Source organism: Oceanobacillus sp. Castelsardo, from assembly GCF_001659985.1.
GTDB lineage: Bacteria > Bacillota > Bacilli > Bacillales > Amphibacillaceae > Oceanobacillus.
This window is the reverse complement of record NZ_LYCS01000013.1, coordinates 75,549-86,299: the sequence shown is the minus strand read 5'-3', so window position 1 is coordinate 86,299 and position 10,751 is coordinate 75,549. Positions and strand designations below refer to the sequence as shown.

The following is a 10,751-nucleotide window of genomic DNA, read 5'->3' as shown; positions in this document are numbered from 1 at the left end:
GGTTTTCCTCAACAGGAGCTTTTTCAATTACAAGTCCAATAATTTCTCGGGTTTTCCTCAACAGGAGCCCGAGTTTTTTCATTACTTTTTCAATATCTTTTTAATACAGTTATGTTCCTAACCCATTGATATTACTGGGTTTATCCAATGTCTAACTCAATATAACTTCCATAAAAAATCAATATCCATCCACTATTTTTATCTTTCTTCTTGGTCTCTTTTCTCTCCAATTCTTCTGTCCATTATTTAGCAAAACTCTATTATAACTCCGAAAAAACCATGAAAAAACAGCCGAAAAAGGCCCGAAAAACGGTCATTTTTGAACCAAAAAAGTGTGAAAATGGGGGTTCCGTAGCAAAACTTTATTTTAACTGAAACGGTGGAATGCGGGTTGGAGGGGTGGGGTTTTCGGAGATGTTTATTATGGTTGTACAGGAAGTTGTCTAGTTAAAATTAACATTCCCGAATTAAAATAAACATTTCCGATTTCAGAGTTGAATCCAATAATTTCCCGGGTTTCTTTCATCAACAACCCGGGATTTTTTATGTCCAAACCAATACAATTCAATATCTTTTTCATAAATAAATTATTGCTCTATTTCTTGCTATTCCTGTATTTTTCCATTATAATACTCCGATAATCTCTTGGTTCCTCTGTTTCTAAAGGAGACATATCTACATCCTATACACTTAGAATTAGAGATTACAGAGGGTACAATCCTTCAATTGGGTAGTGCAGAAAAACCTTACGTGAGCTAAGAAATCTCGGAACATATTTCCATTGATGATTTTGGAATTGGATACTCCTCTTTAAGCTATTTAAAAGAATTTCCCGTCAATACCATGAAAATTGATAAGTCGTTTATTCATGATTTAGACATGGAAGACGAAGTTATTGTAAAACACCATTATTAACATGAGGAAAAGCCTTAAATTTAAAGTGCTTGCAGAGGGAATTGAAAGTGAAGTTCAACAACTGTTATACCTTAAATCACAGGATTGTAATGAGGGGCAAGGTTATTACTTTAGTAAACCTGTAGAAGCTGATGAAATTAAAAAAATATATCAAGAACGTCGAGACCTAGTACTTGCATGAAAGTACCTTATTCCAGCTTTTTGGAAGTAATGAGATTAAGACAGGCGTAAATTTATAATTAGATAATTGAATAATAAAAAAAACGAAAACGATTATATAAAAGGAAAAGAGGTCACACTTATGACGACAAAACAACATGTTTTAAGCCAAGAAGGAATGTTTGCCGCCATTGAGCGATCACTTGCAATGATTTTATTTGATTCGCATGGAAAGATTTTATGGGCTAATAATAATTTCGTACAAGTTATTGGATATAAAGTTGAAGAATTAAAAAATATGAATCATAAACAATTATGTTTATCTGAGTTTGCTAATAGCCGTAACTATGATATTTTTTGGAGTAACCTACGTAATAATAAGGCTTTTCATGATAAAGTAGAACGGGTTAATAAAGATGGAAGTATATTGTGGTTGGATGCAACGTACACTCCAGTGGTAAATGAAGAAGGACATATCGAAGGTGTAATTAAGATTGCGACGGATATAACCACTCGAGAAACTTTCTTAAAAAACAGTTCAGATGAATTTATTGCTTTAGTTCAGGAAATGACAGCAAGTACAAATGAAGTCCACAACGGCTCACAGAAGTCCGTGGACGACATGAAAAAACTAGTAGGTGAATCTAAGGTTGTAAAAGAAAATGTAGAAAAGATTCAATCTATGGCTTCTGTTGTAAAGGACATAGCAGCCCAATCGAACTTACTCGGTTTAAATGCAAGTATTGAAGCAGCTAGGGCAGGAGACTATGGACGTGGTTTTTCTGTTGTTGCTAGTGAAGTTAGGAAGATGGCAGATACAAGTAAAAATGCAGCTGAAGATATTTCAAGCCAATTAAATCACATTTTGAATTCAGTAACGGTTATGGCAGAAATGGTAAAGCAAGTTACTGAAAATATAACTAAAAATTCAGATTCAATTGATGAACTTAAAGATGCCTATGAACATATTACAAAAACAGCAGAGGAACTATCGAATATTATTTGATAGCTTGATAGTCAATCCACATACTACGAGAAAGACGATGAAATAATTGATATGATACACGTAAAATGAAAACATTGAGGCTTCGATGATCCAGGCAAAGCCTTTGTTACGTAAGGAGAAATATGGAAAGTATTTCAGCGTGTTCATGATGAAATAGGGGAACAGATTAAGCAATTTGCAGAAACAGAATAAATAACGTTTCATAAAATTTTACTGAAATCTTCTTATCTCTATATCTCTTTACTCTACTGTGTCTAATAAAACAAACGATCCGTAGTTAAAATAAACATTACCGACTTCGGTGTCTGATCCAATAGTTTCTCGGGTTACAATCAATAAGAGCCCGGGATTTCTTTATGCTTTTTCAAAAACAAATCAATATAAATTAAATGGCCTCAAGTTGAACGGGGTCGGTGACTATAAATATTTTGTAATACAGCGTTTGTTTTCTAGATTTAAAAGTTAAAACATGCTACAAAGAACTTTCCCCCATTATTTTCCATTCTTACCTAATAGTAATTTTGTGGTAAAATATACCTAGTCTAGATCAAGTGGTGATTTAGTCCTGTAAAGAGTTAAATGTATGTTGTATAGCCTAAGCTATAAATTATAGAAAAGGATGTAATCGAAAATATACTGGAGGAAACAGCATGAAGTTTTTAGCACCTATTTTATCACTTGCTTTTATTTTGCTTCTAATAAGTGGTTGCAATAGTAATGAAACACCAACTAATGCAGAAGTGGATGAAAATAAAGTTGAAGCCGAAGAGGAAATCAAGGTTGAAAATGAGGAAGAGGTAGAGGAAGATTTAGTTAGCAAATTAAAAAACTATGAAACTATTGTATTAGAAGATTTGAAAGAGAGTCATGATATTACGATTGAGTATCCAAAATTCGGGTTTGCCCCTTTAGATGAAATTATCTCTGTTCGAAATGAAGAGGATTTTAAAGGACAACAGGAACAAGCGGAAAGTTATCGTCAGGATGGATTTACAGATTCTTACTCTTATAATATAACTTTTGCTGAGCCGATAATTACTGAAAATATTGTTTCTATTTACTTTGATGGTCGATTCTATCATGGTGGAGGGTTTCCTTTAAGTTACACAATAAATTTTGATTTGAAGAATGAACGTCTGATTACGTTAGATGATGTCTTAGAAGAACATTCTACGTCTTTAGAGGTAATAGCTGATTTGCTAGCTCAAAAACTCATTAATGACGAGAGGTTTGCTCAGTATCGGGATGAACCTGTAACCGAGCGTTATAAAGATGCTGTAGAAAAAGAAACTACGCCCGATGAAAAGTATTATTCATCCTTTACACTAACAGATGATTCGATTACCTTTTATAAGCAATATCCCAGTATTATGCCCAATGCAGAGGGAATTGTTGGTATTGAACTAACATGGGATGAAGTGGAAAGTTATATGAGAACAGCAGAAGATGATTATCAAAAAGCTGGAACGGTAACATATGAGTTTGGTGATTCTGTAGAACCTGCATCAACCTTACAGTATACGGATGAGGATTATGGCTTTTCTTTAACATTTCCTGAATCATGGAAAGATAGTTATCTTGTACATGAAACATCCATAACGGAATATCATTTTGCACCAGTAGAACCATCGAAAGTGCTTGCGGTCAGCATGGTAGAAGACGGAAAGTACATAGGAGACGTATTTTTTATTGATGTACTTGAAGGTGTGTCCGAACAAGAAGCTAAAGCTTTCTATAAGCAGGGAGAGGGCTTTCAAGACTTTGTTGCAGAAGGAAATGGCGTATCACTCGCTTATGGAATGATTGGCGAGATGCCCCTTCCGTTATACGAAGAGCCCTATTTAGAAACAGGTAATCAATATGCGAAAATGGCCCAGGATGATCGGGTTACGATTTTAGAAACTGTAAAATTTAAATAGGTATCGATGTTTTGGACTGAATCCAGTAGTGTGATTCAGTCTTTTTCTTTATGCCTAATAATAGATTTTTAATAGCTCATTCAGTGATCACCTTTATTTCTAACTAAAATAACCATTTCCCCCAATCACAAATTACTTCCTCTTACTCAATCACCTTTGCACTTTTTAATTTTTAATAATAAAATGTCTAATGAGCAAAATTTACTATAGTTTGATAAAAAGTGGTTAAGCATGATATAAGTGAAAAAGAAGTAGGGACATTTTTGCTTTTTAATTTTGCAGCAAGAATTTGACCTGATGTCCCATAATGAGAGGATTTGAGTTTATATATGACAGATAACTTTTGGCATAATTTACCTAAGCCATTTTTTGTACTAGCACCTATGGAGGATGTGACGAATGTTATTTTCCGCCATGTAATTAGTGAAGCAGCTAGACCTGATGTATTTTTTACAGAGTTTACAAACACGGAGAGTTATTGTCACCCAGAGGGAATGCAGAGTGTGCGTGGGCGTTTAACTTTTACAGAAGATGAACAACCAATTGTGGCTCATATATGGGGAGATAAGCCCGAATACTTTAGGCAAATGAGTATTGGTATGGCTAAACAGGGATTTAAAGGTATAGATATCAATATGGGTTGTCCTGCACCTAATGTGGCGCCGAAAGGGAAGGGATGCGGCCTCATTCGTCGTCCTGAAGTTGCAGCAGATCTAATTCAAGCAGCAAAAGCAGGTGGATTGCCGGTAAGTGTGAAGACTAGGCTCGGTTACACGAATGTAGATGAATGGCGCGATTGGTTAACACACGTATTGAAACAAGATATCGTTAATCTTTCTATTCATCTACGTACAAAAAAGGAAATGAGTAACGTGGATGCTCATTGGGAATTGATTCCGGAGATTAAGAAACTTCGCGATGAGGTGGCACCAGATACACTATTGACGATTAATGGAGATATTCCCGACCGTCAAACCGGATTGAAGCTCGCCCAAGAGTACGGTGTGGATGGGGTTATGATTGGACGTGGTGTGTTTAAAAATCCATTTGCCTTTGAAAAAGAGCCGAAAGAGCATAGTAGTAAGGAATTGCTTGAACTATTAAGGTTACAGCTGGATCTCTTTGACAAGTATTCGAAATTAGAGCCACGTCCATTTAGACCTCTTCGTCGCTTTTTTAAAATATATGTCAAAGGATTTCGAGGGGCAAGTGAATTAAGAAATCAATTGATGACTACGGAATCAACAGATGAAGTACGGGCAATGCTCGATAACTATTGGGAAAAGAATGTTGAGGGGACGGAGGAATAGTTAGGTTTAGGTGCCTCCAATAAGTTAGAGTTTACGTACGTAAATAGGAGATTATTATTTTTAAAATATTTAACCTCTGATGAAGAGAAAAATAGCGTGAAATATTAGTAGGAGAGAAGAACTTAAATCATTCGGGGATTTTGGCATTATGAATCCTGTGACTTATAGCAATGGAACAAACCCGGTTTTCGCGAAAATAAACATTTTCGATTTCCGGGTCTTTTTTGACGATTGTATAAGAATGTACAGTTATTTAACTATTACAGATATTTTGGGTGGATTTCTTGATAATTACACTGTTTTCTCTTGAGGTCTGTCAGGATTTCCTTTATCACGGTAGACTCCTGCTGCATTTTAGTCAAGTCAACCGAGACAAGGCCAGTCACGGTAGACTCCTGCTGCATTTTCCCTCAAGTCAACCGAGATAGGGCCAGTCACGGTAGACTCCTACCGCATTTTCCGTCAAGTCAACCGAGATAAGGCCAGTCACGGTAGACTCCTACCGCATTTCCAGTCAAGTCGACCGAGATAAGGTCTGTCACGGTAGACTCCTACCGCATTTTCCGTCAAGTCAACCGAGATAAGGCCAGTCACGGTAGACTCCTACCGCATTTCCTGTCAAGTCAACCGAGATAGCTTCTTCCTTGGTTGATTTTTGCTTGTCTTGGGTAAAACTTATTACGATTACTTATTCTATTATAATCCTCGAGCAATAAACTTCAGCTTTACCGCAAAGTATCCGATCCCACCAGCATCCCACACCGCTCGAAACTAGATGACGATGATTGCGAGTAGTTAAAAAACAGAGAAATCCTATACTATCTGGTTTTTCGCTTGATTATTTCACTAAACTCTATTATTTGTATATTAAGAGAGTTTTGTAAAATGGGACAAGTAATTTGAAAAGGCAAAGGGAGAATGCAAGACTTTATTCAAGCCACTAATTGAATCAAGCTTTAGGCTTTTAAGGTATAAAAAGAATCAGAAGGGGTAACAAAATGTCAGAAATAATAGATGAGATTATTTTGAGAGGATTAAAAGAAAATAATTTAAAGAATGTTGATTTAAACATACCAAAAGAAAAAATCACCGTATTTACTGGTCTTTCGGGCTCGGGAAAGAGTTCCGTTGTTTTTGATACATTGGCAACAGAAAGTAGAAGACAAATGACTTTGAACTATCCTCTCTATGTTAGAAATCAAATGCCAAGGTACGAAAGACCTCATGCCAATCTTATGAAAAATTTAAGCCCGGTTGTCGTAGTTGAGCAAAGACCTATAGGTGGTAATTCCCGTTCAACAGTCGGCACCTATATGGATATTAATCCATTAATTAGACTTTTGTTCTCACGAATAGGAAATCCGCCAATAGGTTCTGCCAACGATTTTTCGCGACAGAGTTCCTTTGGTAGATGTACGGAATGTAACGGATTTGGGGAAGTAATTGCGCCGGATCTAAATAAGATGATTGATTTCGATAAGTCACTTCGGGAATATGCTGTAAAATTTAAGCCATTGTCGCCTTCAGGATGGCAAGGAAGATGGATGATAACTGGCGGATTATTTGATCCAGATCAACCGATAAAGGACTACACCGAAGAAAAACGCCATCTGTTATTGTATGGTCCGCGGGAAGGTGAAAAAGTATATGCGCCATTTCACACAAAAAACGGGCCTCAAGATCATGAGTGGGACGGGCTATTTCCCAGATTTACGCGCCTTTACATCAATAGAGATATCTCCAAGTTAAAAGAAGTATCCCAAGATGATGTCTTAGCAGTTTCAACGCGATTTTTATGCCCAACTTGCCAAGGTTCAGGCTTAAACCCAAAGGTATTAGAATGTAGAATAAATGGCTTAAATATTGCAGAATACGATCAATTAGAGCTTACTGGATTACTAGAAGAACTGAAAAAAATAAAAGATTCTACGGGAGAATCAATAGCACGACAATCACTTCCACCTATTAAACAACTGGTTGAAATGGGATTAGGTTATTTGAGTCTATCAAGAAAAATGGACACATTGTCTGGTGGTGAAGCTCAGAGGGTGAAAATCGCTCGTCATTTAGGAAGCAGTCTAAACAATATCACCTACATTTTCGATGAACCAAGTGCAGGGCTTCATCCAGAAGAAGTGAATATGTTAATACAGATGCTGAAAGGCTTAAAATCCCAACATAATACTGTAATTGTCATCGAACACGATCTATCGGTAATAAAAGTAGCGGATGAAATAATAGAGATGGGACCGGGAGCGGGTGTGAATGGGGGAGAAGTTGTCTATCAAGGAAAATTAGAAGGGCTAAAAAACTCTGTAACAACGCTTAACCATAAGCTAAAAATAAATAAAAAAACAAGGGACATAAAAGGTTACTTTGCTGTAAAAAATGCAAGTAACCATAACTTAAAAAATATAAGTGTAACTATTCCTAAAAATGTCTTAGTCTCCATTTGTGGAGTATCCGGTTCAGGTAAAAGCACGTTAATGATGGAAGCATTCATAGGAAGGTATCCAGAAACCATAATGGTAGGGCAAGGCAGCATAGGAATTTCTAACCGTTCGACATTGGCCACATATATGGGAATAATGGATGATATTCGCACCATATTTGCGGGAAGCACAGGACAACCAGCGGGTTTGTTCAGCTTTAATTCCCTAGGAGCATGTCCTATTTGTAAAGGGAAAGGAATTATAACGCCAGAAGTAGCATTTGCGGATCCGGTGACTGTTCCCTGTGAAGCTTGTGGCGGTACGAGATATTCAGATGAAGCACTACTATATCGACATCAAGATAAAAATATAGTAGAGATTTTAGATTTAACTATAGACGAGGCTGTCAACTATTTTAAAATGCCGAGGATCATAAAAAGAGTGAATACGTTAAAGGATGTAGGATTAGGCTATCTCACTTTAGGGCAGACGACAAGTTCTTTAAGTGGGGGAGAAAGTCAACGCCTAAAACTTGCAAGCCACTTACAAAAAGAAGGACAAATCTACTTATTAGACGAGCCATCCCTAGGGTTGCATACAAAAGATAATGAGAAACTTTTAAGTATATTTCAAACTCTTGTAAATAAAGGTAATTCAGTTATCATAATCGAACACAATCTTGACTTTATAACAGCGAGTGACTGGGTAATAGAATTGGGTCCAGGGGGAGGCAAGCAAGGCGGACATATTATATTTGAAGGTACACCGGAAAAGATGTTACATTCAAAAACATTGACAGCGAAATGGTTAAAAGATGGGGTAAAGGATTATTTTACTTAAAATGTGGATTTGTTAATTGAACTAGCCCCCCACCTTATCGAAGTGGAGGATTCTAGAATAATAAAGGAGGCTAACTATGAATATCGGTTTAATTGGTGCAGGAGCCATTGCTAATTTTCTGTTGGAAGAAATCAATCATAATCAATCTGAACATTTACTAGTTAAAAGTATTTTGGTACGGAATAAGGAAAAATATCGGTTGTTGGAGTCGAACTTTGGCGTGAAATTATTCACTGACCTTGAAGCGTTTCTTGATTCAGAAATCGATATTGTAGTGGAAGCAGCGAATATAAATGCAGTGAAAACCTTGCTACCATCTGTAATTAAGAAGAAGGATGTAGTGTTAATCAGTATTGGTGCACTGGCAGATGAAGTCCTGTTAACGGAAATAAGTAATCTTGTTAAGGAATGCAAGCATGCGGTTCACCTGCCGTCTGGTGCAATCGGTGGATTGGATTTATTGCAAAATGCACACGCCCTTGGAACGGTTGAAGACGTTTCGCTGACAACACGGAAACCTGCCAGCTCGCTAATAGAAGAAGCCATCGATGAAGCAAAGGTTGTATTTAAGGGTAAAGCGATTGATGCGATTAAGCAATTTCCAAAAAATATGAATGTCTCCATTGTCCTGTCCTTAGCAGGGATAGGGATGGAGAAAACGAGCGTATGCCTCGTGGCTGATCCACATATTGAAAAGAATGTACATCAAGTGGACGTAACAGGAGAATTTGGGGAAGCGACATTTTCTATTACGAATAATCCACTTCCGCAAAATCCGAGGACGAGCTATTTAGCCGCTATGAGTATTCTAGGGACATTAAAAAGAATTAATGGGGAACTAAGAATCGGTGGCTAATTTAGGGTGTAATAATTAAACTAAGCTAAACAGATTGTAATAGATCGGAGACAATAAAGGAATGGATGTAAAAGAATATATAAGTACTACCTTGCCTGGACTTGTATTAAAGCCCAGTCTTTATCATCAATGGAATAAAAGTATTCATTTCGATTTAGCCAGAGAGATGTATCAATTGAAAGATGAGACAGATGAGCTAAATCTTGATTATTTTTATACAGTCTATGATCAGGCCATCTCACTTTTTAATGAAATTTTCTCAGCCGAAGATAAAATTCTTTTGGTAACGAATATCTATCATAACAAGAATTATGTAAGAAGAAGTAGGAGGAAAATCAAGGTCTATCGTCATTACATAAAAAACAAAGACGTTCGTTTGCGTTTAAAGCAAGAAACCCTTCCTTATATGTTCGATGATGAGGAATATGCTGAGGAAAAGTGCACCTCCCAATTTTCTTTAGAATGTCGGAAACAAGATATTCGGTATCCTTTACTAATAAAAGCAATTTGTAACCAGGATTTCCCTTCATTAAAACCAAAATTACATAATCCTTATGGCCTATATGAACCGGATGTATTTTTTATTAATGTAACGAAAAATGTCATTTTTTACATTTATGATGATAGAGGATGTGAAGTTATCTCTAGTGACATTGAAACGATACGCCCTATATATAGGCAATATATTGATTGGGTTGATGAATATTATCGTGAAGAAATAGATCAACGTTTTAAGTGAATTTTAAGATTAGTTATTGTGTTCTTCGAAATTCAAAAAGAAGGAGTTGAGGGCTTATTCCAGAACATAAAAACAATTCATTTCGTGATATGAAGAGAAAGGAAAAGATAGCAACAATAGTAGGAATAGCACTTCTTATTATCTTCGTGGTGGGCTTTGTATTTGGAATTTATTTCTTTGGACTGGCAGGGGTTTTTAAAGTGCTCGGGGTTCATTATGAATCTATCTGGTCATTGGTTATTTTTGTTATCGGTATCCTTATTATAGGCATTATTGTCGAATTGTTTGCCAAAGTAATTTACAAGTTGTCCGTGCGAAACCTTACAGGAAAAATAAAAGTGTCTCTTATCCGAATTATTATTGAAGGCTTATCTAACTGGCTAGTTCTGTTCACTGTGGATGAGTTGATGAATAGTATTACACTTTCTTTGAAAACGGAGATTATGATTGCGTTATTCCTTACCTTGTTCGAAATTGTTTTCGATGATGAAAAGGATAAAGATGACAATATTGATTGATTTACAATACGGCGCTTTAAAAGAAATAAAGTTTTCGGTGTGTTATAGCGTTAGAAC

General features: G+C 36.3%; 9 protein-coding genes. All 9 read left to right on the top strand.

Annotation, left to right across the window (positions count from 1 at the left end; all coding sequences use genetic code 11):
- The first annotated feature begins 762 nt into the window (after positions 1–762).
- The 9 genes from A9178_RS19735 (at position 763) to A9178_RS16805 (ending at position 10,694) form a co-directional block, all read left to right on the top strand.
- On the top strand, positions 763–915 hold the full coding sequence (locus tag A9178_RS19735) for an EAL domain-containing protein (RefSeq protein WP_082918255.1): 153 nt from the start codon (positions 763–765) through the stop codon (positions 913–915).
- A 1-nt stretch (position 916) separates the two neighbouring features.
- A complete protein-coding gene (locus tag A9178_RS19730; protein WP_068677368.1) occupies positions 917–1,096 on the top strand; it encodes an EAL domain-containing protein in 180 nt (59 codons plus the stop codon).
- Positions 1,097–1,216: 120 nt separating this feature from the next.
- Positions 1,217–2,080, top strand: coding sequence for a methyl-accepting chemotaxis protein (locus A9178_RS16835; protein WP_068677366.1), 864 nt, complete (start codon positions 1,217–1,219; stop codon positions 2,078–2,080).
- 650 nt (positions 2,081–2,730) lie between these two features.
- Positions 2,731–3,999 carry a DUF3298 domain-containing protein gene (locus A9178_RS16830; protein WP_068677364.1) on the top strand — a complete coding sequence of 423 codons (1,269 nt, stop codon included), beginning with the start codon at positions 2,731–2,733 and terminating at the stop codon, positions 3,997–3,999.
- 329 nt (positions 4,000–4,328) lie between these two features.
- Positions 4,329–5,309 carry a tRNA dihydrouridine synthase gene (locus A9178_RS16825; RefSeq protein ID WP_068677362.1) on the top strand — a complete coding sequence of 327 codons (981 nt, stop codon included), beginning with the start codon at positions 4,329–4,331 and terminating at the stop codon, positions 5,307–5,309.
- A 998-nt stretch (positions 5,310–6,307) separates the two neighbouring features.
- Positions 6,308–8,581, top strand: a complete 2,274-nt coding sequence (locus A9178_RS16820) for an ATP-binding cassette domain-containing protein (protein ID WP_068677360.1) — start codon at positions 6,308–6,310, stop codon at positions 8,579–8,581.
- A gap of 76 nt (positions 8,582–8,657) precedes the next feature.
- Entirely contained in the window at positions 8,658–9,437 is a 780-nt protein-coding gene (nadX, locus tag A9178_RS16815) for an aspartate dehydrogenase (protein WP_068677358.1), read from the top strand.
- A gap of 61 nt (positions 9,438–9,498) precedes the next feature.
- Positions 9,499–10,176 carry a DUF3885 domain-containing protein gene (locus A9178_RS16810; RefSeq protein ID WP_068677356.1) on the top strand — a complete coding sequence of 226 codons (678 nt, stop codon included), beginning with the start codon at positions 9,499–9,501 and terminating at the stop codon, positions 10,174–10,176.
- Positions 10,177–10,265: 89 nt separating this feature from the next.
- Positions 10,266–10,694 (top strand): YrvL family regulatory protein, encoded by a 429-nt coding sequence (locus A9178_RS16805; RefSeq protein ID WP_231889878.1) that lies wholly within the window; start codon positions 10,266–10,268, stop codon positions 10,692–10,694.
- Positions 10,695–10,751 lie beyond the last annotated feature (57 nt).

Coding starts and splice junctions, on each gene's coding strand:
- A9178_RS16820 (WP_068677360.1), top strand. CDS start 6,308: ATGTCAGAAATAATAGATGAGATTATTTTGAGAGGATTAAAAGAAAAT.
- A9178_RS16805 (WP_231889878.1), top strand. CDS start 10,266: ATGAAGAGAAAGGAAAAGATAGCAACAATAGTAGGAATAGCACTTCTT.
- A9178_RS16825 (WP_068677362.1), top strand. CDS start 4,329: ATGACAGATAACTTTTGGCATAATTTACCTAAGCCATTTTTTGTACTA.
- A9178_RS16830 (WP_068677364.1), top strand. CDS start 2,731: ATGAAGTTTTTAGCACCTATTTTATCACTTGCTTTTATTTTGCTTCTA.
- nadX (WP_068677358.1), top strand. CDS start 8,658: ATGAATATCGGTTTAATTGGTGCAGGAGCCATTGCTAATTTTCTGTTG.
- A9178_RS16810 (WP_068677356.1), top strand. CDS start 9,499: ATGGATGTAAAAGAATATATAAGTACTACCTTGCCTGGACTTGTATTA.
- A9178_RS19730 (WP_068677368.1), top strand. CDS start 917: ATGAGGAAAAGCCTTAAATTTAAAGTGCTTGCAGAGGGAATTGAAAGT.
- A9178_RS16835 (WP_068677366.1), top strand. CDS start 1,217: ATGACGACAAAACAACATGTTTTAAGCCAAGAAGGAATGTTTGCCGCC.